This window comes from Streptomyces sp. P9-A4 (genome assembly GCF_036634195.1).
Lineage (GTDB): Bacteria > Actinomycetota > Actinomycetes > Streptomycetales > Streptomycetaceae > Streptomyces.
Genome location: NZ_JAZIFY010000001.1, coordinates 2,707,695 through 2,734,516, shown reverse-complemented (window position 1 = coordinate 2,734,516; position 26,822 = coordinate 2,707,695). Strand labels below are relative to the sequence as shown.

Sequence of the window (26,822 nt, the reverse complement as noted above, 5' to 3'; positions counted from 1 at the left end):
CTGCCCAGTGCACGTCAGAAGGGGGCCTTAGGTGGCCGCGCAGGAAGCCGTGGACACGGTCAGAGACCGTGAGATCGGTGTCGAGCAGGAACATCTGGATCACGTCTACCGCCGGCTGGAGGAGAAGATCCACGAGGCGGAGTTCCTGATGAACGACGCCGCCCAGCGGGGGCAGGTCGGCACGCCCGGCGCCCTCGCCGAGCGCGACGCCCAGGTCTTCCGGGCCGGCATCCACCTCAACCGGCTCAACAACGAGTTCGAGGACTTCCTCTTCGGCCGGATCGACCTGCTGTACGGCAAGGACGGCAAGAAGGGTCCCGACGGCGCGTACACCTCGATCGAGCCCGCCGAGGACGCCGTACGCCCGGACAGCACCGCCGAGATCGGGGAGACCCTCCACATCGGCCGCATCGGGGTCCTCGACTCCGACTACGCGCCGCTGGTGATCGACTGGCGCGCGCCCGCCGCCGCGCCGTTCTACCGGTCCACGCCGGTCGACCCCGGCCGGGTCGTACGCCGCCGGGTCATCCGCTCCAAGGGCCGCCAGGTTCTCGGCGTCGAGGACGACCTGATGCGCCCCGAGCTGCGGGCCACCCTCGACGGGCGCGAGCTGCCCGTCATCGGCGACGGCGCCCTGATGGCCGCCCTCGGCCAGGCCCGCAGCCACACCATGCGGGACATCGTCTCGTCCATCCAGGCGGAGCAGGACCTCGTCATCCGGGCGCCCGCCGCGTCCGTGACGTACGTGGAGGGCGGCCCCGGAACCGGCAAGACCGCCGTCGCCCTGCACCGGGCCGCCTATCTGCTCTACCAGGACCGGCGGCGGTACGCGGGCGGCATCCTGATCGTCTCCCCGACCCCGCTCCTCGTCTCGTACACCGAGGGCGTCCTGCCCTCGCTCGGCGAGGAGGGCCAGGTCGCGATCCGCGCCGTCGGCTCGCTGGTCGACGGCGCCGAGGCCACCGCGTACGACGACCCGGCCGTCGCCCGGATCAAGGGCTCCTCCCGCATGCTCCACGTGCTGCGGAAGGCGGCCCGCGGCGCTCTGGAGACCCCGGCGCCCAGGGCCCCGCAGGCCCAGCTCGCCCTCGGGGAGGACGAGGACGAGGCCGCCGTGCCCGCCGGCACCCCCACCCGGCTGCGGGTGGTCGCCTTCGGCCGCCGTCTGGAGCTGGAGTCCGACGAACTGCGGCGCATCCGCCACAACGTCCTCGGCGGCACCGCCCCCGTCAACCTGCTCCGGCCGCGTGCCCGCCGCCTCCTCCTCGACGCGCTGTACGCCAAGTCGGGCGCGGTCGGCCGGCACAGCGACCCCGAACTCGCCGCCGAACTGCGCTCCTCCTTCGACGAGGACGTCTCCACCGAGGACTCCTTCCTCGGCTTCCTCGACGCCTGGTGGCCCGAGCTCACCCCGCGCAAGGTGCTCGACGCGATGGCCGACGAGCGGCGGCTCGGCCGCTGGGCCCGCCGGATCCTCAACCCGGGCGAGGTGCGGCGGCTCGCCCGCTCGCTGCGCCGCAAGGAGCTGTCCGTCCACGACGTGGCCCTCCTCGACGAGCTGAACACGCTGGTCGGCGCGCCGGCCCGGCCGAAGAGGCGCCGGGAGTACGACCCGCTGGACCAGCTCACGGGCCTGGAGGAGCTGATGCCCGTACGCGAGGAGACCCAGCGCGAGCGGGCCGAGCGGCTCGCCGCCGAGCGCACCGAGTACGCGCACGTGATCGTCGACGAGGCGCAGGACCTCACGCCCATGCAGTGGCGGATGGTCGGCCGGCGCGGCCGGCACGCCACCTGGACGGTCGTCGGCGACCCGGCGCAGTCCTCCTGGTCGGACCCGGACGAGGCCGCCGAGTCCCGTGACGAGGCCCTCGGCTCCCGGCCGCGCCGCCGCTTCGAGCTGACCGTGAACTACCGGAACCCGGCGGAGATCGCCGAGCTGGCCGCCAAGGTCCTCGCGCTGGCCATGCCGGGCAAGGAGTCGCCGCGAGCGGTGCGCTCGACGGGCGTCGAACCCCGCTTCGTGGCGGTCCCCGAGAAGGGGGATCTGGCCGAAACCGTACGTTTCGAGGCGCGACAGCTGCTCGAACGGGTGGAGGGCACGGTGGGCGTCGTCGTCGCCATGAACCGGCGCAAGGAGGCGGCCCGCTGGCTCGCGGAGCTGGGCGACCGTGTGGTGGCGCTCGGCTCCCTGGAGGCGAAGGGCCTGGAGTACGACGCCACGGTGGTCGTCTCGCCGGCGGAGATCGCGGACGAGTCCCCGGCCGGCCTGCGGGTGCTCTATGTGGCCCTCACCCGGGCGACGCAGCAGCTCACGGTCGTCGCTGCGGCCGGGGACCTGCCGGACGAGGCGGGGGTCCCGGACCTGCTGAGGGACTGATCCCAGGGGTCCGATGGGCTGATCGAGCGGGGCGCAAGAGGCCGAATTCCGGTCAACCTGTGGCGCCGGAATCACCAGCCAGGGTGGTTTGTTAGCCTTGTCGTGGCACCGGCTCGATCCAAGCCCCCGGGCCCAACCTTCGTCCCTTTGAGGGACCACTTGCCGCGAGGCGAGCATGGCGGGTCGGTGCCACTTAGACATATGTACGAAGTTGAGGCCCCTGTCACCTCCGGTGACGGGGGCCTCTTCTGTTTCCCCGACACTTCTCGTATGGTGGAAACTACTTTCCGAAAACAAAATGACCGCATTACCTGCTACCGGCAGGTAGGTGCGACCATCGGAGGGCGTCGCCGGGCAACCAGCCGGGGCGGCGTAGCAACGAAGCTCAGGGAAAGCAGAGGAAGTCGGCCATGGCAACGGCGCCCAGCGTCTCGTACTCGATGACGGTCCGGCTGGAGGTTCCCGCGAGCGGGACCGCGGTCTCCCAGCTCACCACGGCGGTGGAGTCCCACGGCGGATCCGTCACCGGCCTCGACGTGACCGCCTCCGGCCACGAGAAGCTCCGCATCGACGTCACCATCGCCGCGACCTCCACCGCGCACGCCGACGAGATCGTCGAGCAGCTGCGCACCATCGAGGGCGTCGTCCTCGGCAAGGTCTCCGACCGTACGTTCCTGATGCACCTCGGCGGCAAGATCGAGATGGCGTCCAAGCACCCCATCCGCAACCGTGACGACCTCTCCATGATCTACACCCCGGGCGTCGCCCGGGTGTGCATGGCGATCGCCGAGAACCCCGAGGACGCCCGCCGCCTCACCATCAAGCGCAACTCCGTCGCGGTCGTCACCGACGGCTCCGCCGTCCTCGGCCTCGGCAACATCGGCCCGATGGCCGCGCTGCCCGTCATGGAGGGCAAGGCCGCCCTCTTCAAGCGCTTCGCCGGCATCGACGCCTGGCCGATCTGCCTCGACACGCAGGACACCGACGAGATCGTCGCGATCGTCAAGGCCATCGCCCCCGGCTTCGCGGGCATCAACCTGGAGGACATCTCCGCGCCGCGCTGCTTCGAGATCGAGGCCCGGCTGCGCGAGGCCCTCGACATCCCCGTCTTCCACGACGACCAGCACGGCACCGCCATCGTCGTCCTCGCCGCCCTCACCAACGCCCTGCGCGTGGTGAACAAGGGCATCGGTGACGTACGGGTCGTCATGTCCGGTGCCGGCGCCGCCGGTACGGCCATCCTGAAGCTGCTGATCGCGGCGGGCGTCAAGCACGCCGTCGTCGCCGACATCCAGGGCGTCGTCCACGCGGGCCGCGAGGACCTGGTGGACGCCCCGGCCGACTCGCCGCTGCGCTGGATCGCCGACAACACCAACCCCGAGGGCGTCACCGGCACCCTCAGGCAGGCCGTGGTCGGCGCGGACGTGTTCATCGGCGTCTCCGCCCCGAACCTGCTCGGCGCGGCGGACGTCGCCGCCATGGCGGAGGGCGCGATCGTGTTCGCGCTCGCGAACCCCGACCCGGAGGTCGACCCGGCCGCCGCGCGCCAGACGGCCGCCGTCGTCGCCACCGGCCGCTCGGACTTCCCGAACCAGATCAACAACGTGCTGGTCTTCCCGGGTGTCTTCCGCGGGCTCCTCGACGCCCAGTCCCGTACGGTCAACACCGAGATGATGCTGGCGGCCGCCACGGCCCTCGCCGACGTCGTCTCCGAGGACGAGCTGAACCCGAACTACATCATCCCGTCGGTCTTCAACGACAAGGTCGCGGGCGCGGTCGCCGGAGCGGTCCGCAACGCGGCGAAGTCCGCGGCCGGCGGCGCGGCGACGTCCGGGCTCTGACCGAGGGCGCGGGAGCGGGCACCGCGGCGGGCGCCGACAGCGCGCGCTGACGGCGCGTCGCGATTCGCGGAGCCGTAAACCCGCCTTTAGGGTGGCTTTTCGGCTCCGCTTGGTTTTCGTGGAGTCGACAGAACGTCACCACCACGGGGCTCTGGCGCTTTTCGTGTGACCCGAGGGGGTGCCGGATTGGCGTTCCCGCCGCTGGTGGGGGCAGGATGCGTGTTTGGGCGCGAGGGTCTGTCATTAGACCCGGGTCCGGGGACTGTCCGAAGGCCCTGGCAGCATCGGCTTCGCTGTACCCAATCACGCGGCTTCCGCCGCGTGGCACGCCTCACAGGCAAGAAGAACACGGGAGTAACAACATGAACCGCAGTGAGCTGGTGGCCGCCCTGGCCGACCGTGCCGAGGTGACCCGCAAGGACGCCGACGCCGTGCTGGCCGCTCTCGCCGAGACCGTCGGTGAGGTCGTCGCCAAGGGCGACGAGAAGGTCACCATCCCCGGCTTCCTGACGTTCGAGCGCACCCACCGTGCCGCTCGCACCGCTCGTAACCCGCAGACCGGCGACCCGATCAACATCCCGGCCGGCTACAGCGTGAAGGTCTCCGCGGGCTCGAAGCTCAAGGAAGCCGCCAAGGGCAAGTAAGGCCACGAGGGCGCGTAAGCGGCCTGGAGGCGCGGAAAGGGCGGCCACCCTGTCAGGGGGTGGCCGCCCTTTCGTATGGGCTTGTACGGGCCTGTGCGGGGCTTCTACGGGCCCGCAGGGGCCGCTTGTACGGGTCCGTGGGGGCCGGTGGCGCCTTACAGGGCCCCGAAGGGCCCCGTACGGACTACACCAGCGCGCTGCCCGGGAGCTCGACCTTGGCGCCCAGCTCGACCAGCTTCTCCATGAAGTTCTCGTAGCCGCGGTTGATCAGGTCGATGCCGTGCACCCGGGAGGTGCCCTGGGCCGCGAGCGCCGCGATCAGGTACGAGAAGCCGCCGCGCAGGTCCGGGATGACCAGGTCGGCGCCCTGGAGCCTCGTCGGGCCGGACACGACCGCCGAGTGCAGGAAGTTGCGCTGGCCGAAGCGGCAGTCGGAGCCGCCCAGGCACTCGGCGTACAGCTGGATGTGCGCACCCATCTGGTTGAGCGCGGAGGTGAAGCCGAGCCGGGACTCGTACACCGTCTCGTGGACGATGGAGAGGCCGGAGGCCTGCGTCAGGGCCACCACCAGCGGCTGCTGCCAGTCCGTCTGGAAGCCGGGGTGCACGTCCGTCTCCAGGGCGATCGCGTTGAGCGAGCCGCCCGGGTGCCAGAAGCGGATGCCCTCGTCGTCGATCTCGAAGGCGCCGCCGACCCTGCGGAAGGTGTTGAGGAAGGTCATCATCGAGCGCTGCTGGGCGCCGCGCACGTAGATGTTGCCCTCGGTCGCCAGCGCCGCGGACGCCCAGGAGGCCGCCTCCAGGCGGTCCGGGAGCGCCCGGTGGGTGTAGCCGTCGAGGCGGTCGACACCGGTGATCCGGATGGTCCGGTCGGTGTCCATGGAGATGATCGCGCCCATCTTCTGCAGTACGCAGATGAGGTCCTCGATCTCGGGCTCCACGGCGGCGTTCGACAGCTCGGTGACGCCCTCGGCGAGCACCGCCGTGAGCAGCACCTGCTCGGTCGAGCCGACCGAGGGGTACGGCAGCCGGATCTTGCAGCCGCGAAGGCGCTGGGGGGCCTCCAGGTACTGCCCGCCCTCCCGCTTCTCGATGGTGGCGCCGAACCGGCGCAGCACGTCGAAGTGGAAGTCGATGGGCCGGCCGCCGATGTCGCAGCCGCCCAGGCCCGGGATGAAGGCGTGGCCGAGGCGGTGCAGCAGCGGGCCGCAGAAGAGGATCGGGATGCGGGACGAGCCGGCGTGGGCATCGATGTCGGCGACGTTCGCGGACTCGACGTGCGTCGGGTCGAGAAGGAGTTCGCCGGGCTCCTCGCCCGGACGGACCGTCACCCCGTGCAGCTGGAGCAGTCCGCGGACCACGCGGACGTCACGGATGTCGGGCACATTGCGCAGCCGGCTTGGGCCGCTGCCGAGCAGGGCGGCGACCATCGCCTTGGGCACGAGGTTCTTCGCGCCGCGGACGCGGATCTCGCCCTCCAGCGGGGTTCCGCCGTGGACAAGCAGGACATCGTCTGTGCCGGTCATGAATCTCGCGTTCCGGTGGGGTCGGTCGGGTGGCCAGAGAAAAGGGTAAAGGTCCATGAGACCCCGATCGGATGCCCCGGGGGGTCTGTCAGATGTAATGAATTCGGCACAACACCCTCTGTTCCCGTGATCTTGCGGAGCGTCACCGTCCGCTTGAACCGGTTCGTCAGGGCCGGACGACCGCCCGCGCCCTCCTGATCTGCGAAGGCCGTCGACTTCCCGCCGCCGCGCCCCCGTCGTGCCCGACAGCCCACGCGAACGCCGAAGATGCGAGATCATGTGTCGCATGACCGAGGTGTCCTCGCTCACAGGACGGCTGCTTGTCGCCACCCCCGCGCTGGCGGACCCGAATTTCGACCGCGCGGTGGTGCTGCTGCTCGACCACGACGACGAGGGCTCGCTCGGCGTGGTCCTCAACCGGCCGACGCCCCTGACCGTCGGCGACATCCTCGCGCCCTGGGCCGGACTCGCCGGCGAGCCCGGCGTCGTCTTCCAGGGCGGACCCGTCTCCCTCGACGCCGCCCTCGGCGTCGCCGTGATCCCCGGCGACGAGGGCCCGCTCGGCTGGCGGCGGGTGTACGGGGCGATCGGACTCGTCGACCTGGAGACCCCGCCCGAACTGCTCGGACCCGCCCTCGGCTCGCTGCGGATCTTCGCCGGGTACGCGGGCTGGGGCCCCGGCCAGCTGGAGTCCGAGCTCGGCGACGGAGCCTGGTACGTGGTCGAGTCGGAGCCCGGCGACGTCTCCTCGCCCCGCCCCGAGAGCCTCTGGCGGCAGGTGCTCCGGCGGCAGCGCGGCGAACTCGCGATGATCGCGACCTACCCCGACGACCCGTCCCTCAACTGAGGGCGACCCGCCCCCCGGTCCGGGGCCGCCGCCTTCGGTCAACCCGGGGTCCCGGCTTTCAGTACCCTTGGCGGTTATGAGCACTCTCGAGCCCGAGCGCGGGGCAGGTACGGGAACCCTCGTCGAGCCGACGCCGCAGGTGTCCCACGGTGACGGCGACCACGAGCGCTACGCCCATTACGTCCAGAAGGACAAGATCATGGCGAGCGCCCTCGAAGGCACGCCCGTCGTGGCGCTGTGCGGAAAGGTCTGGGTGCCGGGGCGCGACCCCAAGAAGTACCCGGTCTGTCCGATGTGCAAGGAGATCTACGACTCCATGGGCGCCGGCGGCGACAAGGACAAGGGCGGCAAGGACAAGTAAGCGGTCCTGACGTCGGGGTAGTCGGTGACGGCCCCCGTCGCGCGTGCTTCGGCATGCGCGGCGGGGGCCGTTCCGTTTTTCCGGTTCCGTCCTCCGGTTCCGTCCTCCGGTTCCGGTTCCGGTTCCCTCCCTCGTTCGCCGTCCGGTTCCGTTGCGCGGGGTGCTTCCGGCGGTCACGGAGTGGTTGAAGTGGTCGAGACCTCTTGTCGGGCCGCCGGAGGCACGCCTAACCTCACGCGTGTTGTGAAGCACGAAACGCTCGTTGCGCATGTTGCAACACATGCTCGGAGGGGAACCGTTTCATGAAGCTTTCCGGCCTGCCCCCTGCTCTCGGCTTCGCTCGAGCAGGGAGGACCCCCGTCACCGCCATCGCCGCCGCACTCCTGCTGGCCGGCCTCACCGCCACCGCCTGCGCGCCCCAGACGTCCGACGGCAGGGCCACGACGGACGAGAAGACCGGCACCCTGCGCGTCTGGCTCTTCCAGGAAGTGAGCAACAAGCCCAAGGAACAGGTCGTCGACCGGGCCGTCGCCGCCTTCGAGAAGGGCCACCGGGGCGCGAAGGTCGAGGTCGAGTACATCCCCGTCGAGACCCGCGCCCAGCGCGTCAAGGCCGCCTTCAACGACCCCGGGTCCGCCCCCGACCTCATCGAGTACGGCAACACCGACACCGCCGGGTACGTCAAGGACGGCGGACTCGCCGACATCAGCGCCGAGTTCACCGCCTGGGACGAGGCGAAGGACACCGACCCCACCGCCAGGCAGTCCGTGACCGTCGGCGGCAAGGTCTACGGCGCTCCGCTCTTCGTCGGCGTCCGCGCCCTCTACTACCGCACCGACGTGTTCAAGGAACTCGGCCTCACCGCACCCCGGAGCCAGGCCGAACTGGTCACCACCGCCAAGAAGATCCGCAAGGCGAAGCCCGAGCTGTACGGCCTCGCCGTCGGCGGCGCCTACACCTACGGCGCCATGCCCTTCGTCTGGGCCGCCGGCGGCGAACTCGCCACCACGAACGGCGACTCGTACAAGGCGGCCGTCAACAGCGAGGCCGCCCTCAAGGGCATCAGCACGTACACCTCGCTCTTCGGCGAGGACAACTGCCCCGCCGCCAAATGCGCCCAGATGGGCGGCAACGCCACCGTCACCGCCTTCGCCTCCGGCAAGGCCGCCATGGCCATCGGCGGCGACTTCAGCCACGCCGCCGTCGAGGCCGGCACCGTGAAGGGCAGGTACGCCGTCGTCCCGCTGCCCGGCACCACCCCCGGCTCCATCGCCCCCGCCTTCGCGGGCGGCAACAACATCGGCGTCCTCAGGAGCACCTCGCACCGCGGCCTCGCCGTCGACCTCCTCAAGTCCCTCACCGGCAAGGAGACCCAGGGCAAGCTCTTCGACGCCATGGGCTTCCTGCCCACGTACACCGACGTCCGGGCCGCCGCCGCCCGGCGCCAGCCCTTCGTGAAGCCCTTCATCGACACCCTCGGCGCCGGCACCAGGTTCGTCCCCGCGTCCCCCGGCTGGGGCCGGATCGACGCCTCCCTCGTGCTGCCCACGATGTTCCAGGAGGTCGTCAGCGGCCGTAAGGACGTCAAGGCGGCGGCCGACGACGCCGCGAGGAAGATGGACGCGGCCTTCGCCCCGGCGGGCTGAGCCGGATGACGACCCAGCTCACCGCTCCGGAGAAGCGGCCGGGTGCGACCGCGACCCCGGCCCCCGGGCCCGCACGGCGCGGTGGCCCCAGGGGCCACCGCCCGTGGACCCCCTGGCTGTACCTCCTGCCCGCCCTCGTCGTCCTCGGCGGACTCCTCGTCTACCCCGTCTACCAGCTCGGCCTGATCTCTTTCCTGGAGTACACCCAGGCCCAGGTCAGCGGCGGCGAACCCACCTCCTTCAAGGGCTTCGGCAACTACACGGCCCTCTTCTCCGACCCCCAGTTCCGGCAGGTCCTCCTCGCCACCGTGCTGTTCGCCGCCGCCTGCGTCGTCAGCACGCTCGCCGTCGGCTGCGCCCTCGCCGTACTCCTCACGCGCGTGCGTGCCCTGCCCCGGCTGGTGCTGATGGTGGCCGCGCTCGGCGCCTGGGCCACGCCCGCGATCACCGGCTCCACCGTCTGGGTCTTCCTCTTCGACCCCGACGGTCGGCCCCGTCAACCGACTGCTCGGGCTGGGCGACTTCTCCTGGACGTACGGGCGGTACAGCGCCTTCGCGCTGGTCCTCCTCGAAGTCGTCTGGTGCTCGTTCCCGTTCGTGATGGTCACCGTCTACGCCGGCATCAGGGCCATCCCCGGCGAAGTCCTGGAGGCCGCCGCCCTCGACGGCGCCTCGCAGTGGCGGATCTGGCACTCGGTCATGGCACCGGTGCTCCGCCCGATCCTGGTCGTCGTCACCATCCAGTCGATCATCTGGGACTTCAAACTCTTCACCCAGATCTACGTGATGACGAACGGCGGCGGCATCGCCGGCCAGAACCTCGTCCTCAACGTGTACGCCTACCAGAAGGCCTTCGCCTCGTCCCAGTACAGCCTGGGCTCGGCGATCGGCGTCGTCATGCTGCTCCTCCTGCTGGCCGTGACGCTCGTCTACCTGCGGCTGCTGCGACGCCAGGGAGAAGAACTGTGAGCGCATCGGTGACCCGGTTCCGCATCCGCCGCCCCGGACGGCTCGCCGCCGAGGCGGTCACCCTGCTCGTCGCCGGCGCCGTCGCCTTCCCGCTCTACTGGATGGTCCTCTCGGCCTTCAAACCGGCTGGCGAGATCCAGTCCACCGAGCCCCGGCCGTGGACGCTGTCCCCGTCGCTCGACTCCTTCCGGCGGGTCTTCGAGCAGCAGGAGTTCGGCCGCTACTTCCTCAACTCGCTGATCGTGGCGGTCACGGTCGTCCTCGCCTCCGCCCTCATCGCCTTCCTGGCGGCGACGGCCGTCACCCGGTTCCGCTTCCGGTTCCGGACGACGCTGCTCGTCATGTTCCTCGTCGCCCAGATGGTGCCGGTCGAGGCCCTGACGATCCCGCTGTTCTTCCTCATGCGGGACCTCGGCCAGCTCAACACCCTCGGCTCGCTGATCCTGCCGCACATCGCCTTCTCGCTGCCCTTCGCGATCTGGATGCTGCGCGGCTTCGTGAAGGCGGTCCCGGAGGCGCTGGAGGAGCAGGCCCAGATCGACGGCGCGAGCCGTACCCGCTTCCTCTGGCAGATCCTCTTCCCGCTGGTCTTCCCCGGCCTCGTGGCGACGAGCGTCTTCTCGTTCATCTCCACCTGGAACGACTTCCTCTTCGCGAAGTCGTTCCTCATCAGCGACACCTCGCAGTCGACCCTCCCGATGGCCCTGCTCGTCTTCTTCAAACCAGACGAGAACGACTGGGGAGGAATCATGGCCGGGTCGACCGTGATGACGATCCCGGTGCTCGTCTTCTTCGTACTCGTACAGCGCCGCCTGGTCTCGGGACTGGGCGGGGCGGTGAAGGACTGACGCGATGACTCCCACTGACCCGTACCCCGGCATGGACCTGATCCCGGCGCCGCTCCTCCAGGAGGTACGCGGGGACTCCCCGGGCCGTTTCCCGCTCGACGAGCGGACCACCCTCGACGCCGGAACCGGCACCGGGTCCACCGCCCGCTGGCTCCGTACCGTCCTGGGCGCCGCCACCGGGCTGCCCCTCCCCGACGGGGCCGGCGAGCACGCCGTACGCCTGCGGATCAGCGAGGACGTGGAGCGGGAGTACGGCCCCGAGGGCTACCGCCTCACCACGGAGGACCCCGACGCCGCCGTCGTCATCGAGGGCGGCGGCCCCGCCGGAGTGTTCTGGGGCGCCCAGACCCTCCGTCAGCTCCTCGGCCCGGAGGCGTACCGCAGGGCGCCCGTCGGAGCCGGGCACCCGGACCTCCCGTACGTCACCGTCGCCGACCGGCCCCGCTTCGGCTGGCGCGGCCTCATGCTCGACGTCTCCCGGCACTTCCTGCCCAAGGACGACGTCCTGCGCTACCTCGACCTCCTCGCCGCCCACAAGCTCAACGTCTTCCACTTCCACCTCACCGACGACCAGGGCTGGCGCATCGAGATCAAGCGCCACCCCCGGCTCACCGAGGCCGGCTCCTGGCGGGCCCGCAGCAAGTGGGGGCACCGGGCCTCGCCGCTCTGGGACGACACCCCGCACGGCGGGTTCTACACCCAGGACGACATCCGCGAGATCGTCGCCCACGCCGCCGAGCGGCACATCACCGTCGTCCCCGAGATCGACCTCCCCGGCCACTCGCAGGCCGCCATCTCCGCCTACCCCGAACTCGGCAACACCGACGTCGTCGACACCGCCGCCCTCACCGTCTGGGACACCTGGGGCGTCAACCCCAACGTCCTCGCCCCCACCGAGACCGTCCTGCGCTTCTACGAGGGCGTCTTCGAGGAGGTCCTCGGCCTCTTCCCGTCGACCTTCGTGCACGTCGGCGGCGACGAGTGCCCCAAGGACCAGTGGAAGGCCTCCCCGGCAGCCCAGGCCCGCATCAAGGAACTGGGGGTGGCGGACGAGGACGGCCTCCAGTCCTGGTTCATCCGCCACTTCGACCGCTGGCTGACCGTGCGCGGACGCCGCCTCATCGGCTGGGACGAGATCCTTGAGGGCGGCCTCGCCGACGGCGCCGCCGTCTCGTCCTGGCGGGGCTACGGAGGCGGCATCGCCGCCGCCGAGGCCGGGCACGACGTCGTCATGTGCCCCGAGCAGCAGGTCTACCTGGACCACCGTCAGGCACCGGGCGAGGACGAGCCGATGCCCATCGGATACGTCCGCACCCTGGAGGACGTCTATCGCTTCGAGCCCGTACCGCCGGGCCTCTCGCCCGAGGCCGCCGCCCACATCCTGGGAACCCAGGCCAACGTCTGGACCGAGGTGATGGAGAACCGGTCCCGCGTCGATTACCAGGTCTTCCCCCGCCTCGCCGCCTTCGCCGAGGTCGCCTGGTCCGCGCTCCCCGCGCCGGAGGCGCGCGACCACCCGGGCTTCGAGCGCCGGATGCGCACCCACTACCGCCGTCTGGACGCCCTCGGCGTCGACTACCGGCCGCCCGCCGGACCCCACCCCCGGCAGCAGCGCCCCGGGGTCCTCGGGCGCCCCCTGGAAGGGACGCCCCCGATCGTGTGAGAGACCCGACATCCCCCTTCACCCAAGAGCGGCGAAACGGAAGTTACCGTCTCCCCTCGGGGCGTCCCGGACGGAACAGTCCTTCGCGGGCCCTCGCGCCGGACCGCTCGGAAGATGTGCCAGAGTTGCCACGTCCGGCCTGTGAGCACGTACGGTACGCCCACACGCAGGCGCGACCGCCGGGCACAGTCGGGGACCACCGGGACACCGGGAAGGGGCAGCGGGTTGACCACGCACGCACCACAGACGGCGCAGTCCGTGACGCTGCCCGCCTCGCTCGACGAGGCCGTGGCGGCGCTCACGGCGATGCCGGCCGCCGTCCCCGTCGCCGGTGGCACCGACCTGATGGCCGCCGTCAACAAGGGGCAGCTCCGCCCCGCCGGACTCGTCGGCCTGAGCCGCATCAACGAGATCCGCGGCTGGCAGTACCAGGACGGCCACGCCCTCCTCGGCGCGGGCCTCACCCACGCCCGGATGGGCCGCCCCGACTTCGCCGCCCTCATCCCGGCCCTCGCCGCCGCCTCCCGCGCCGCGGGGCCGCCCCAGATCCGCAACGCCGGCACCCTCGGCGGCAACGTCGTCACCGCCGCGCCCACCGGCGACTCGCTGCCCGTCCTCGCCGCCCTGGAGGCCGACCTCGTCGTCCTCGGGCCGCTCGGCAGCCGCGAGATCCCCGTCTCCCACCTGCTCGCGGGACGCGACCTGCTGGCCCCCGGCGAGCTCGTCGCCTTCGTCCGCGTCCCGCTCCTCCACGCCCCCCAGGTCTTCGTCAAGGCCACCGGCCGCACCGGCCCGGCCCGCGCCACCGCCTCCGTCGCCGTCGTCCTCGACCCGGCCCGGCGCGGGGTGCGCTGCGCGGTCGGCGCCGTGGCCCCGATGCCGCTGCGCCCGCTGGAGGCGGAGCGCTGGATCGCCTCGCTGGTGGACTGGGACAACGACCGGGGCCTCGCCCCGGAGGCACTGGCGGCCTTCGGCGAGTACGTCGCCGCCGCCTGCATCCCGGACCCGCCGGGCGACGAGGCGTTGCCCCCGGCCGTACAGCACCTGCGGCGCACGGTCGCCGCACTCGCCCGACGGGCACTGGGGAGGGCACTGTCGTGAGCAACAACGAAGAGCAGCACCGGAACCCGGGCGGCTGGGAGCCGATCCCGCAGAGCGAGGGGTACGACGGCGACGCGACGGCGTTCGTCCAGCTGCCGCCCGACTTCATGCTGGACGGCGTCCCGCTGGAGGCGCCGGGCCACGGCTACGTACCGCCGATGATCACCCCGCTCCAGCCCCTCGCCCCGCAGGCGGCGACGGACCCGGCGGCGACGGGCACCTGGGCGGTCCACCTGCCGGCGCAGGCGGAGCAGACGCAGTACTTCGACGGGAACGAGTACGTCGAGGGGGCGGAGCGGGGGTTCGGGGGCGCGGAGCAGTTCAGGCCGCCCGCGTACGTGGAACAGGTCGGGCAGGTCGGTCAGGTCGGTCAGGTCGGGGAAGCCGGCCGGATCGGGGAGGCCGACCGGGCCGGGCACGCCGAGTACCTGGCGCAGGACCCGCACGCGACCGCCGAGTGGCGCTTCACGGAGGTGGCGGCGCCCGCCGTGGACCCCGGCTCCACCGGACAGTGGTCGATTCCGCCCGTACCGGAGACGGTTGTACCGGAGACGGTTGTGCCGGAGGCGGTCGTGCCGGACGCGGTGGGAGTGGCCGAGGCGGGTGCGGAGCAGGGCGAGTTCGCCGCCCCGCCCCTCAGGCCGTACGCCGAGGCCCCGGCGACGCTGCCGGGTGGCGCTCCGGCACCGTGGGCGCTGCCGGAGGAGCCCGTGGCGGAGGCCCTCGCCGAACCGGGTGAGGAGCCGGTGGAAGACGCGGGGCCGGATGGCGCAGCGGCGGACGGCGACGCGGATGCCGCGGACGGCGGTGAGACGGCCGATGAGCCGGGCACGCCCGACTCCGACCTCGGCCCCGACCCTGCCCTCGGCCCCGACCCTGCCCCTGCCCCTGCCCCTGCCCCTGCCCCCGATCCCGCTCCTCCCGAGGACGTAGTCGAGCCCGCCGCGGGCGCCTTCGCGTCCACCGACAGCGACGAGCACCCCCACACCTCGTACACCCTCCGGGTCAACGGCGCCGACCGGCCCGTCACCGGTTCCTGGATCGGTGAGTCCCTGCTCTACGTGCTGCGCGAGCGGCTCGGCCTCGCGGGGGCCAAGGACGGCTGCTCGCAGGGCGAGTGCGGCGCGTGCAACGTGCAGGTCGACGGCCGGCTCGTCGCCTCCTGCCTGGTCCCGGCGGCGACCGCCGCCGGGAGCGAGGTGCGGACGGTCGAGGGCCTCGCGGTCGACGGCGAACCCTCCGACGTGCAGCGGGCGATGGCGAAGTGCGGCACGGTCCAGTGCGGCTTCTGCATCCCCGGCATGTGCATGACGGTGCATGACCTCCTGGAGGGCAACCACGCCCCCACCGAGCTGGAGGCGCGCCAGGCGCTCGCGGGCAACCTGTGCCGCTGCTCCGGCTACCGGGGCGTGCTCGAAGCCGTACGGGACGTCGTCGCCGAGCGCGAGGCGAGCGCGGCGGCCACCGCGCACGAGGGCTCCGACGAGCCCCGTGTCCCGCACCAGATTCCCCACGCGTACGACGGAGGCATGGCGTGAGCAGCGACGCGACCACCACCGTTCCCACGGCCCCGGTCCCGGTCTCCGAGCTGTCGGGGGCGGGGCCCCTGGGCCAGGAGCAGCCCGCGCACGGCCTCGGCACCTCGCTCCCGCAGGCCGAGGCGCGGGCGAAGACCGAGGGCACCTTCCCGTACGCCTCCGACCTGTGGGCCGAGGGCCTGCTGTGGGCGGCGATCCTGCGCTCCCCGCACCCGCACGCGCGCGTGGTCTCGGTCGACACGAGCGCCGCGACGGCGATGCCGGGCGTACGTGCGGTGGTGACGGCCGCGGACGTACCGGGCGCGGCGACGTACGGGCGGCAGGTCGCCGACCGGCCGGTCTTCGCCTCCGACCTGGTCCGGCACCACGGCGAGGCGCTGGCCGCCGTCGCCGCCGACCACCCCGACACGGCCCGGCTGGCCGCCGCGGCGATCACCGTCGAGTACGAGGTGCTCGACCCGGTGACCGACCCGGAGAAGGCGTTCGCGGCCGAGGCGCTGCACCCGGACGGGAACCTGATCCGGCACATCCCGCTGCGCTTCGGGGACCCGGACGCGACGGGCGAGGTCGTGGTGGAGGGCCTGTACCGGATCGGACGGCAGGACCCGGCGCCGATCGGCGCCGAGGCGGGCCTGGCCGTGCCGCGCCCGGACGGCGGGGTGGAGCTGTACACCGCGTCGACGGACCCGCACACCGACCGGGACCTGGCGGCGGCCTGCTTCGGGCTGCCGGCCGACCAGGTCAAGCTGGTCGTCACGGGCGTCCCGGGCGCCACCGGGGACCGTGAGGACCCGGGCTTCCAGATTCCGCTGGGCCTGCTGGCGCTGCGTACCGGCTGCCCGGTCAAGCTCACCGCCACGCGCGAGGAGTCCTTCCTCGGCCACGCCCACCGGCACCCGACCCTGCTGCGCTACCGCCACCACGCGGACGCGGAAGGACGCCTCGTGAAGGTGGAGGCGCAGATCCTGCTCGACGCGGGCGCGTACGCGGACTCCTCGTCCGAGTCGCTCGCGGCGGCCGTGGCCTTCGCGTGCGGCCCGTACGTCGTCCCGCACGCCTTCGTCGAAGGCTGGGCGGTCCGTACGAACAACCCGCCGTCCGGCCATGTGCGGGGCGAGGGCGCGATGCAGGTGTGCGCGGCGTACGAGGCGCAGATGGACAAGCTGGCGGCGAAACTGGGCGTGGACCCGGCGGAGCTGCGGATGCGGAACGTCATGGCGACGGGCGACATCCTGCCCACCGGCCAGACGGTGACGTGCCCGGCGCCGGTGGCCGAACTCCTGGCGGCCGTACGGGAATTCCCGCTGCCGGCCCTCCCGAAGGACACCCCGGAGGGGGACTGGCTGCTGCCCGGCGGCCCGGAGGGCGCGGGCGAACCCGGCGCGGTGCGGCGGGGCGTGGGCTACGCGCTGGGCATGGTGCACATGCTGGGCGCGGAGGGCGCCGACGAGGTCTCGACGGCGACCGTGCGGGTCCTGGACGGCGTGGCCACGGTCATCTGCTCGGCGGTGGACACCGGTTCGGGCTTCTCGACGCTCGCCCGGCAGATCGTGCAGGACACGCTGGGACTCGACGAGGTGCACGTGGCGCCCGTCGACACCGACCAGCCGCCGGCCGGACCGGCGGCGCACGGCCGCCACACCTGGGTCTCGGGCGGGGCGGTCGAACGGGCCGCGAAGATGGTCCGGACGCAGCTCCTCCAGCCGCTGGCCCACCAGTTCGGGATGTCGACGGAGCTCCTCCAGATCACCGACGGCAAGATCACGTCCTACGACGGGGTGCTCTCGACGACGGTCACCGAGGCGATGGACGGCAAAGAACTCTGGGCCACGGCCCAGTGCCGCCCGCATCCGACGGAGCCGCTCGACGAGGCGGGCCAGGGCGACGCGTTCGTCGGCCTCGCGTTCTGCGCGATCCGCGCGGTGGTCGACGTGGACATCGAGCTCGGCGCCGTACGGGTCGTGGAGATGGCCGTCGCCCAGGACGTCGGCCGCATCCTCAACCCGGCCCAGCTGACCGCCCGCATCGAGGCGGGCGTCACGCAGGGCGTGGGCGCGGCGCTCACGGAGAACCTGCGCACGGCCCGGGGCCTGGTGCGGCACCCCGACTTCACGGGGTACGCACTCCCGACATCCCTGGATGCCCCGGACATTCGCATCGTGAAACTGGTCGAGGAACGCGACGTGGTCGCGCCCTTCGGCGCGAAGGCGGCGAGCGCGATCCCGGTCGTCACCTCACCCGCCGCAGTGGCCTCAGCGGTACGCGCCGCAACGGGCCGCCCGGTCAACCGCCTCCCGATCCGCCCCCAGGCGGCCGTCGCCGTGCCCAATTCGTAACCATGTGATGTCCGTTGCTTGTGCAACCGGGAGATGCGCACTGTCGTCGTTCCTGACTACAGTGAACTTCTAGACTTGGTGGTAGGCGTCACGCAGTGGACGCCACGTCATGGTCATGACGGTTCACGGGGGAGGAGCGCGGGCATGGAAGCCTACGTGGGCGGGGGCATGCGAACGCAGGCCGTGAAGTACAGCGCCGACTCCATGCAGAAGTTCAAGCAGCGTGTCGACGAGCTCATCCTGGAGCTCAACGGCTCGGACGCGAGCTCCGGGGAGCTGAAGACGGCTCCGGTGTCCCGCGCGCAGTTCGGCGGAGGCGGCGCGGCCTGGTCCGAGGCCCAGGGGGCCTACGCCGCGTACGACGAGACCCTCGGGCGTCTGGTGGCGCTCTCCGGTCTGCTCAAGGACTGCCTCGAAGGTCTCGGGATCGCCGTCGTCGCCTCGAAGCAGGGCTTCGAGGCGATGGACGACGACATCAAGCGCAAGATGATCGAGATCCACCAGCGGACGCAGGACGCCAAGGACAGGGCGGACAAGGAAGCGGGCCGCGAAACCTCGGCGGGCGGACAGGGCGACACGCCCGAGGGTGACGGCCCCTACCAGTAGGCGGGCGCGGACAGAATTTCAGCGGCACGGGGAAGAGGCGAGGAATGAGGCCTGCAGAGAGCGGCGGAGGCGGCGGAACCAACTTCGCCGGCATGGAACACCAGAAGATGCTGTCATGGCTGGACGAGGCGAGCAGCTACTACGTCAGGGACGCGGCGGACCGGCTGAAGTCGGTCTCGGACCAAATGGCCACGATCGCCTCCGACTTGCGCGCCACCATGAGGAACATGGACTGGGAGGGCGAGGCCGAGAAGGCCTTCGTCGAGTGGGCCACCGAAGTGGCCAACTCGACCACGCTGCTCTCGGACTACAGCGAGCGCGGGGCCAAGCGCATGGCGGAGAACGCCACGGCCATCGCCTCGGCGCAGAGCGCCATGCCCCGGTACGTCTCCCACGCGAACGCGAAGGAGAACCTGGAAGCCGCCCTGAAGTACCGCAACGACCCGGACTCGCAGACCGTCGCGCGGAACGCACGCGGTTCCATGGCGACGAGCGACGACGCCGCGGCCATCGCGGCCAAGGAGCTGGAGAACAAGCAGGCGGCGGCGGCCGAGATGTACCGCCTCTCGGACGCTTACAAGTGGTCGTCGTTCTACATGAAGAACGACGAGGCGCCGACCTTCCCGCCGCCGCCGGGGGCGTTCGTTCCCGAGGAACAGGGCACCCGCGAGAGCAAATCCACCTACATCGGTTCCGCACCTCAGAGCGAGTGGCGTTCCACGGGTACGGACACCCGGACGACGACGTCGGACACCACGCGTCCGCAGCAGGAAATCCGCTCCACGTCCGACACCAACACGATCCCGCCGAGGGGCGACACCACCGGGCCGACGCACATCATCCGCCCCGAGGTCCGGCCCGACGCCCCCGTCGACCTCGGCATCGACAGCGTGGAGACGCTGCCGCAGCCGACCACGACCAACCCGACCACGCACACCCCGGGCGGTCAGCCGCCGCTCACCAAGCCGGACGGCGGCACGCCCCCGTTCGTGACGCCCACCGGCGTCCCTCCCTTCACCGGGAAGGGCGGCCCCGGGCCGCTGGCTCCCACCGGCCCCGTCACCGGCGGCACACGCAACCCGATGAACACCGGCCGCGGCCTCCCGGGCCCGCTGGGCGGCACCCGCGAGGGCATCAGCGGCGGCCGTCAGGTGCCCAACACGCAGGGGCGCCCGCAGACCGGCCTCCCGCGGAGCACCGTCATCGGCAACGAACAGGGCAGTGGCCGCAACGGCACGGGCATGGGCCGCGGCATGGGCGGCGGTATGGGCGGTCACATGGGCGGCGCGGGCGCCGGCCAGAGCGGCATCAGCGGCGGACGCCGCCTCGCCGGTGAGGCCGGCGGGGTCGTCGGCGGCAAGGCACAGCGCGCCGGCGCCGCCGGTGGCACCGGGCGTCCGTTCACGCCGGGCGGTTCCGGCCTCGTGCGCGGAGGCGCCACGAAGCCCGGCGACCGCGAGGAGCAGAACGGAGAGCGTCCCGACTACCTCGTCGAGGACGAGGAGACCTGGCAGCAGGGCCGCCGCGTGGCGCCGCCCGTCATCGACTGATCAGCGCGAGGAAGCAGATGCGTACCAGCAGTATTCGTCGGAGCCGTGCCCGAGTCACCGCCTCGGCCGCCTTGGGGATGCTGCTGGTGGGCATCGCCTCCGTCCCTGCCCATGCGGAGGGCATCCGGGACCAGCAGTGGCAGTTGGACGCCTTCGGTGCCGAGGAGATCTGGCAGCTCAGCACGGGGAAGGGCGTCACTGTCGCGGTGATCGACTCCGGTGTGGAGAGGAACAACCCGGACCTCCGCGGCCAGGTGCTCGAAGGCAAGGACTTCGCGCCGGAGGAGTCCGGTGACCAGTTCACCGACTACCTCGGCCACGGTACGGGGATGGCGGGCCTGATTGCCGGTACCGGAGCAAGGGACGGCGGGAACGGGGCTTTCGGGCTGGCACCCGGCGCCAAGATCCTTCCGGTGCGTGTTCCCGGACTTGAGGCGGGCGACGGTAGCAAGGCGGAAAGCGACAAGGATTTCAACCGCGTCGTGCCTCCGGCGATCAAATACGCGGCCGATTCCGGCGCCAAGGTCATCAACATCTCCCTGGGTGCCACCGCCGGCTCGCCTGCACTCACTGACGCGGTGAAGTACGCGCTGGACAAGGGTTCCCTCGTCTTCGCCGCCGTCGGGAACAGCGCTGACAAGGGCAACCAAACCGAGTACCCGGCAGCGACCCCCGGCGTCGTCGGGGTCGGCGCCTCCGACAAAAAGGGCAAGCGCATCACGATGTCCCAGTTCGGCCCCCAGGTGGATCTCGTAGCCCCGGGCAAGGACACCGTGCACGCCTGCGGCGGAGGCACCGGACTCTGCAAGTCCACCGGTACCAGTGAGGCCACCGCCCTCGCCTCGGCCGCCGCCGCGCTGCTCTGGGCCGAGCACCCCGACTGGACCAACAACCAGGTCCTCAAAGTCATGCTCAACACCATCGCCCGGCCCCAGGGCGGCGAGAAGCGCAGCGACTACATCGGCTTCGGGGCCATCCGCCCCCTCCGTACCCTGAAGACCCCCGGCGACCCCGGCCCCGCCGACACCCGGCCCATCGACGACCTCGCCGAGGCCGCACCCGAGACTCCGACCGCCACCGCGACCGACCTGCCGTCGGCCGACCCGGCCCCCTCGGAGTCCACCCCCGCCCCCGCCCCGGCCCCCCAGGCCGCCGCCGCCGAAGACAGCGGCAACACCGGTCTCTGGATCGGTCTCGGCATCGGCGCTGCCGTGCTCATCGGTGCCGCCGTCGCCGTTCCCGCCCTCCGCTCGCGGCGTAACTGAGCCCGCTCGCCGCCGAGTCCGCCCACCCGCCTGCCGCCAGGCCGTACGTCACTCACCCATGGGGGAAGCACATGTCGTTCGACGAGGAGTGGAGCCAAGCCCGCAGCGAAAGCGTGGCGATGAGGCTCAACAGCGTGCCCACCGACCCCGGCGGGGGCGGTGGTGGTCCCAGCGACTACAAGGTGACCTCCGCCGACCTCAAGGCCATCGGCAACGAGGCCCAGGAGCTCTTCCACTGGTTCGAGCGGGACGCCTTCCACGCCGGCGCCCAGACCGACACCGCCTCCAAGAGCCTGGACGGCGACGGCTTCCGCACCGGGTCGGCGATGTGGACCATGTGGGACACCTGGCGCGGCCAGGCCGAAACGCTCCTCAGCGCCTGCGCGCACATTCACAACCACCTCGAAGACACCGTCATCAGCCACGCCAACCACGAAGAGGTGCTGGTGACGAACTTCTCCATGTCCACGATCGACAAGCACTTCAAGTGAGCCGACGCCGGTAACAGCGGCTGACGAGGGATACAGATGCTGAAGTTCGACCAGGTCCTCCACGCCCGGCTCGGCAGCCTCAACGAGGCGGTCACCGTTTGGTCGGAGACGGTGACCAAGCTGGAGAAGACCAAGGAGAAGGCGGAGACCGGCCTCCGGAACAAGGCCGACAAGGCCGACTGGAAGGGCGAGAACGCCGGTGTGACGCAGGCGTTCGTCCGTAAGACCGCCAAGGAGTTCGGCGACGCCCTGACCGAGGCGACCAGCATCCGCAACATCCTGCGGGACGCGCAGAGCGAGTTCCAGGCGGCGAAGAGCGAGCTGGAGAAGCTGGTCGGGGAGGCACCCGGCAAGGGCATCCGCATCGACCCGGACGGCGTCGTCAGCTATCTGATCCACCCCGACCGCCGGGCCAAGGACTACGACGGACCCAAGCCGCAGCAGGCCGACTTCGAGGCGATGCGCGCCGCGATCAAGGCCGCGATCACTCGCGCCGACGATGCCGACGACGTGGCCTCCCGCGCCCTGCGCGGACTCGTCGGCAACGACAAGAACAACTTCTCCGACACGAGCTACGCCTCCCTCGCGGCCGCCTCGAAGGCCCAGGACGCCGAGGACGCGCACGCCGCCTACGAGCTGTACAAGAAGGGCGACGACGCCACCCCCGAGGAGATCGACAAGCTCAACGCCCTCTTCAAGGCCAACCAGAAGGACCCGTTCTTCGCCGAGAGGTTCGCCCTGGAGATCGGGCCGAAGGGCAGCATGGAGTACTGGGCGGACATGGGCGACCCGAGCGACGGCTCGCGTCTGGGCGCCGACCACCGGGACAAGCTGAAGGAACTCCAGACGAACTGGAGTCTGACGCTCGCCACCGCGACCCATTCCACGAGCCCCGAGATGGAGCAGTGGAAGGCCGACGTCATCAAGGCCGGCAGCGAGCCGATCCAGACGCGCGGCAGCCATCCGTACGGCTTCCAGGTCATGAGCAACCTGATGCGGGCCGGCGACTACGACGACAAGTTCCTCAAGGACTACGGCAACGCCCTCGTCGTCACCGAACGGAAGATGACGCACGACGGCCGGCTGCCCCCCGACCGCGCCTGGCAGCAGGGGGGCGGCATGCCCAACCACCTCAACTGGCAGGGCGGCGACCTCGGCACCGACCCCATGGTCGGCTTCATGGAGGGGCTCGGGCACAACCCGAAGGCGTCGACGGACTTCTTCAGCGGCTCCATCGACCTCACGCCCGAGAACACCAAGGACGGCAAGAAGCTCGACCCGTTCGACTACTTCACCAAGGACCGTGACTGGCCCGAGGAGCTGAACGACAAGGGCGAGCGCACCAAGGAGCCCGGTTACAACGCGCTCGGCCACGCCCTGGAGTCCGCGACCACCGGTCACCCGTACGACGCCGAGACCGAGGGCCTCAAGGACGTACGGACCAAGGAGAACGCGGAGGTCATGCAGAAGGTCGTCGAGCGCTACGGCAGCGACCCCAAGGTCATGCACAAGCAGCCGGGCATCGACGACAGCCTCGGCAAGATGGGCGCCGCGTACATCGACGAGCTGAACCGCTCCCTGGAGACGGACAGCGACACGACGATGGACGAGAAGAAGAACTCCCCGTTCGGCTTCAACGACGGCAAGGGCGGGTCCCGGTTCGGCGCCGATTTCGACACCAAGCTGCTCTGGAACCGCGGCGACGCCGTCAACTTCATGGGCATCGTGTCGCAGAGCGAGACCGGTCACTCCACCCTGTCGGCGGCCGAGTCGCTGTACACGACGAGCGTCCTCGACCAGGTGGGCCCCAAGCCCGGAACCCCCTTCGACGACCGGGACCTCACCGACGCGCGGACCACTCTGCGGATCGGGTCCGAGGCGCAGGGAATCCTGGACGAGACCCGCATGGCGCAGATCGACAAGGACTACGAGAAGGACTCCGAGGAGCACAAGAAGGCCGTCGGCAAGACGACCGAATGGGTCAAGTTCGGTGTGGGCGCGGTCGCCGCGGGCGGTGTCGTCGCGCTGACCGGCGGCGCGGGTGGCGTACTCGTACCGCTGGCCGCCGAGACGGTGGGTGGCGCCGTGGTGACCTTCATCGGCATGGAGGCCGACGACATCGGCGAGAAGTACGAGAAGGACGAGCTGCTCAAGAAGAAGTCCGACGACCTGAGCGACGAGGCGCTTGCCATGGGCAAGGAGAACTCGCTCAGGCCGGGCATCGCCTACGCGAACGCGGACGGCTGGAGCGAGAAGGACCGCAACTATCTTGACGAGGAGCTGGTCAACTACGTCCGGACCTCGCGTCTGCACGCGCGGGACAACTCGCTGCCCGACCCGTACGAGAAGGACTGACATGCGGTCTGCACTGACCAGGATCGGTGCGGCGGTCGCCGTCGCCGCCGTACTCACGAGCTGCTCCGGCGGGACCGGAAGCGGGAACGGGAGCGGCGGCGACGGTACGGAGCAGCCGGGCGGCGTCTCGGCGGCCGAGATCTGCGGCGGCGTCTTCGCCGGGGACGCGGCGGCGACGGCGGCGCTGGAAGGGGCGATGGGGGCCGAGCGGTTCGAGGAGGGTTCGTCGAAGCCGGAGAAGGCGCTCGGCCTGCTGCGCGACGCGACCCACGCGCCGCTGGCCGACTCCTACCGGCCGCAGCCGGTGAAGTACTGCGATCTCCACGCCGCCGGAAGCGGGGGGACCGACCTCTCCGTCCAGCTCGCCCCTGCCCACGGAGCCCCGGGACTGAACGCGGAGCACGCGAAGAAGGTGACGTCCTACGCCTCGGGGCTCCAGGCGTTCTCCTCCTCGGAGGTCGGCTACCTCTACTTCTCCTGCGGTCTGGAGGCACCTGCCCACAAGACCGTCGTCGAAGTGAAGGTGTGGGGCCCGCCCGGCACCCCGGAGACGGACCTGAAGCAGCGCGACCGCCTGATGACCCTCACGAACACGGCGGCCCGGAAGGTCTCGAAGGAACTGGGCTGCAAGGAGGACGGCCTCGCGGCCGGAACGCTGAAGACCGTCCCGAACCCCACGACGGCTCCGTAGCCGAGGCCGTCCGCCCGGGCTCCTACACCCCGAACACCGGCATCGCCGCGATCCGCCCGCCTCGGGCGATGAAGACGCGGTTGGCGTCGCTGGAGAGCTGGTAGGAGCCCGTGCGCAGCATCGTGACGGTGAAGAGGTTCTCGCCCGACACCTTGTGGATGACCTCGACGGACTTGTTGTCGGGGGAGTGGACCCAGACCGTCGTGCCCTCCACGGCCGGCGGGTTGACGCTGCCCTCGCCGTAGCCGTCCAGCACCGTGGACCACATCGAATTCGGGAGGTCGATGTCCGGGATGGTGCCGAGGCGGGAGACGGTGTACGTGTCGACCGCGACGACCAGTTCGCCGTCCGCGGCCGGGGTGCCGTAGCCGTGGTACGAGGCGTCGCGGAGGGTCTCGTCCTTCCACAGGAAGTCGCCGCGGTCGAGGCGTCGGGCCGTGAGGGCGTGGCCGCCGAGGTAGACGGTGTTGCCGCCGATCGCCGGGGCCTGGCCCGCGGTGCCCTGGTTGGTGATCTGCCAGTCCGTCTCGCCGTTCTCGGTGTAGAGCCCGGTGACGCGCCCGTCCCGGCCGTGGACCACGAGCCGCTGCCTGCCCACGGCGGCCTTCGCAGGGCCGTTCTGGGAGCGGGGCGAGTGCATCGGCCGTGACCAGGTCGTGGCCAGGGTCCAGGCGTTGACGGCGTGGAGTTCGTTGTCCTTGGTCGCCAGGTAGACATGGGTGTCGTCGGCGGCGAGCACGTCGTCGACGTTCTCGCCGGTCTGCCAGACGGGAGCCCCGGTGGAGGCGACGAAGGCGTTCAGGACGCCCTTCTTGTCGACGGCCACGACCAGCCGGTCGGCGACCGAGACGAATCCCGCGTCGGCGTCGATCTCCTTGGCCCGCCACCGCTCCTTGCCGCTGGTGACGGAGAGGGCGAGCAGCCCGCCCGTCTTCGCCTGGACGACGACCACATCCCGTACGGGAAGGGGGAGTTCACCCTCCGGCGCCACCACGTCGAGCGGCCCCCACAGGGGCTTCGGGGCCTGACCCGGCTCGGTGTCGATGGCCGAGGCGAACGCGGCCTCCGGGGTCGGCACAGCGGGTGGCACATCGGCCGTCGGTGACTTCCCCTCTCCCCGGCTCAGCCACCAGGCGCCCGCCCCACCCCCTGCCCCGAGCACCGCCACGGTCACCGCCGCGCCGGTGAGGAAGCGGCGCCGGGACGACGACGCGGACGTCACGGCGGTGTCGGCGGGCGCCGTCAGGCGCTTCGTGGCGGCCTCGCGCCGCTTGATGTCCTCGGCCAGCGGCCCCTTGCGCCACACCCGGTCGGCGCCCTTCGGCGGCGCGAAGGCCTCCACGATCCGGGGCGGCTGCGGACGGTACGCCGGGTCCTTCGCCAGGCACGGCCCGATCAGCTCCTGGAGCTCCGGCGGCACCAGGCTCAGGTCCGGGACGCCGTGCACGACCTCGTACTGGACCGCCGCCACATGCGCGCCGTCGAAGGTGCGCCGCCCGCTCGCCGCGTACGCGAGGACCGCGCCGAGCGAGAAGACGTCCGAGGCCGGGCCGACCCGCTGTCCGAGGACCTGCTCCGGCGCCCCGTACCCGGGGGTCACCGGGATCTGGCCCGTCGTCGTGAGGGTGAGGCCGTGCTCGGGGCGGGCGATGCCGAAGTCGATGATCCGGGGGCCCGTGGAGGTGAGCACGATGTTCGCGGGCTTGAGGTCGCGGTGGATCAGACCGGCCGCGTGGATGTCGTGCAGGGTGCGTGCGAGCTGGGCGGCGAGGGCGCGGACCGCCGGCGCCTCCATCGGACCGTACGCGCGGACGGCCTCGTCGAGCGTCGGACCGGCGAGGAACTCGGCGGCGATCCACGGCCGTCCGCCCTCGGTCTGCGCGCCGAGGACCCGAGCGACGCCCTTGCTGGTGACGGCCCGCGCCATGTCGGCCTCGCGGACGAACCGCTGGGCGAGGTGCTGGTCGTGGGCGAGTTCGGGGCGGAGGACCTTGACGGCGGCGGGCACCCCGTCGGCGTCCCGGCCGACGTACACCTTGCCCATGCCGCCCTCGCCGAGGACGCCGAGCAGGCGGTACGGGCCGAGCCGGAGCGGGTCGCCGGTGGCGAGGGACTGAGTGGTCACGGGGTGCTCTCCGGGTCGGGAGTGGAGGGGCGGGGAGGGCTAC

The 26,822-nt window shown here is 71.5% G+C and carries 19 protein-coding genes and 1 pseudogene; 18 read left to right on the top strand and 2 right to left on the bottom strand.

The genetic code is table 11. The features are described from left to right. The first annotated feature begins 31 nt into the window (after positions 1-31). The 3 genes from V4Y03_RS12290 (at position 32) to V4Y03_RS12280 (ending at position 4,862) form a co-directional block, all read left to right on the top strand. Positions 32-2,377: a HelD family protein gene (locus V4Y03_RS12290; protein ID WP_317876016.1), complete on the top strand. Its 2,346-nt coding sequence runs from the start codon at positions 32-34 to the stop codon at positions 2,375-2,377. A gap of 410 nt (positions 2,378-2,787) precedes the next feature. Further along, on the top strand, positions 2,788-4,218 hold the full coding sequence (locus V4Y03_RS12285) for an NAD-dependent malic enzyme (RefSeq protein WP_317876015.1): 1,431 nt from the start codon (positions 2,788-2,790) through the stop codon (positions 4,216-4,218). Positions 4,219-4,580: 362 nt separating this feature from the next. Beyond that, on the top strand, positions 4,581-4,862 hold the full coding sequence (locus V4Y03_RS12280) for an HU family DNA-binding protein (RefSeq protein WP_017237029.1): 282 nt from the start codon (positions 4,581-4,583) through the stop codon (positions 4,860-4,862). Positions 4,863-5,046: 184 nt separating this feature from the next. Here V4Y03_RS12280 and murA read toward each other — a convergent pair whose 3' ends face one another. Next, a complete protein-coding gene (murA, locus tag V4Y03_RS12275) occupies positions 5,047-6,387 on the bottom strand; it encodes a UDP-N-acetylglucosamine 1-carboxyvinyltransferase (protein ID WP_317876014.1) in 1,341 nt (446 codons plus the stop codon). Positions 6,388-6,673: 286 nt separating this feature from the next. Here murA and V4Y03_RS12270 point away from each other — a divergent pair, with 286 nt between their 5' ends. From V4Y03_RS12270 to V4Y03_RS12200, 15 genes and pseudogenes are all read left to right on the top strand, one after another. Continuing rightward, positions 6,674-7,234, top strand: coding sequence for a YqgE/AlgH family protein (locus V4Y03_RS12270; protein ID WP_317876013.1), 561 nt, complete (start codon positions 6,674-6,676; stop codon positions 7,232-7,234). A 76-nt stretch (positions 7,235-7,310) separates the two neighbouring features. Next, positions 7,311-7,595 carry a DUF3039 domain-containing protein gene (locus tag V4Y03_RS12265; RefSeq protein ID WP_317876012.1) on the top strand — a complete coding sequence of 95 codons (285 nt, stop codon included), beginning with the start codon at positions 7,311-7,313 and terminating at the stop codon, positions 7,593-7,595. A gap of 302 nt (positions 7,596-7,897) precedes the next feature. After that, positions 7,898-9,241 (top strand): extracellular solute-binding protein, encoded by a 1,344-nt coding sequence (locus tag V4Y03_RS12260; RefSeq protein WP_332434942.1) that lies wholly within the window; start codon positions 7,898-7,900, stop codon positions 9,239-9,241. Between the two features lie 5 nt (positions 9,242-9,246). Continuing rightward, positions 9,247-10,210: pseudogene (locus V4Y03_RS12255) on the top strand (carbohydrate ABC transporter permease). Beyond that, the gene (locus V4Y03_RS12250) at positions 10,207-11,058 is read left to right on the top strand and encodes a carbohydrate ABC transporter permease (protein WP_332434941.1); all 852 of its coding nucleotides are present in this window, start codon (positions 10,207-10,209) and stop codon (positions 11,056-11,058) included. Before V4Y03_RS12255 ends, V4Y03_RS12250 begins: the two are co-directional and overlap by 4 nt. 4 nt (positions 11,059-11,062) lie before the next feature. Further along, positions 11,063-12,721, top strand: a complete 1,659-nt coding sequence (locus V4Y03_RS12245) for a beta-N-acetylhexosaminidase (RefSeq protein WP_332434940.1) — start codon at positions 11,063-11,065, stop codon at positions 12,719-12,721. Between the two features lie 225 nt (positions 12,722-12,946). Beyond that, on the top strand, positions 12,947-13,822 hold the full coding sequence (locus V4Y03_RS12240) for an FAD binding domain-containing protein (protein ID WP_332434939.1): 876 nt from the start codon (positions 12,947-12,949) through the stop codon (positions 13,820-13,822). Further along, the gene (locus V4Y03_RS12235; RefSeq protein WP_332434938.1) at positions 13,819-15,360 is read left to right on the top strand and encodes a (2Fe-2S)-binding protein; all 1,542 of its coding nucleotides are present in this window, start codon (positions 13,819-13,821) and stop codon (positions 15,358-15,360) included. The genes V4Y03_RS12240 and V4Y03_RS12235 overlap by 4 nt, the downstream gene beginning before the upstream one ends. Further along, positions 15,357-17,696, top strand: coding sequence for a xanthine dehydrogenase family protein molybdopterin-binding subunit (locus tag V4Y03_RS12230; RefSeq protein ID WP_332434937.1), 2,340 nt, complete (start codon positions 15,357-15,359; stop codon positions 17,694-17,696). Before V4Y03_RS12235 ends, V4Y03_RS12230 begins: the two co-directional genes overlap by 4 nt. Before the next feature lie 144 nt (positions 17,697-17,840). Then, positions 17,841-18,302, top strand: coding sequence for a hypothetical protein (locus V4Y03_RS12225; RefSeq protein ID WP_332434936.1), 462 nt, complete (start codon positions 17,841-17,843; stop codon positions 18,300-18,302). A 92-nt stretch (positions 18,303-18,394) separates the two neighbouring features. Next, the gene (locus V4Y03_RS12220; RefSeq protein WP_332434935.1) at positions 18,395-19,852 is read left to right on the top strand and encodes a hypothetical protein; all 1,458 of its coding nucleotides are present in this window, start codon (positions 18,395-18,397) and stop codon (positions 19,850-19,852) included. Between the two features lie 17 nt (positions 19,853-19,869). After that, entirely contained in the window at positions 19,870-21,117 is a 1,248-nt protein-coding gene (mycP, locus tag V4Y03_RS12215; RefSeq protein ID WP_332434934.1) for a type VII secretion-associated serine protease mycosin, read from the top strand. Between the two features lie 71 nt (positions 21,118-21,188). Further along, positions 21,189-21,608 carry a hypothetical protein gene (locus V4Y03_RS12210; protein WP_317877363.1) on the top strand — a complete coding sequence of 140 codons (420 nt, stop codon included), beginning with the start codon at positions 21,189-21,191 and terminating at the stop codon, positions 21,606-21,608. A gap of 36 nt (positions 21,609-21,644) precedes the next feature. Next, positions 21,645-23,963, top strand: coding sequence for a DUF6571 family protein (locus tag V4Y03_RS12205; protein WP_317877362.1), 2,319 nt, complete (start codon positions 21,645-21,647; stop codon positions 23,961-23,963). Between the two features lies 1 nt (position 23,964). Continuing rightward, the gene (locus V4Y03_RS12200) at positions 23,965-24,654 is read left to right on the top strand and encodes a hypothetical protein (RefSeq protein ID WP_332434933.1); all 690 of its coding nucleotides are present in this window, start codon (positions 23,965-23,967) and stop codon (positions 24,652-24,654) included. A 22-nt stretch (positions 24,655-24,676) separates the two neighbouring features. Here the strand turns inward: V4Y03_RS12200 and V4Y03_RS12195 are convergent, their stop codons facing one another. Next, positions 24,677-26,779, bottom strand: a complete 2,103-nt coding sequence (locus tag V4Y03_RS12195) for a serine/threonine-protein kinase (protein WP_332434932.1) — start codon at positions 26,777-26,779, stop codon at positions 24,677-24,679. Positions 26,780-26,822 lie beyond the last annotated feature (43 nt).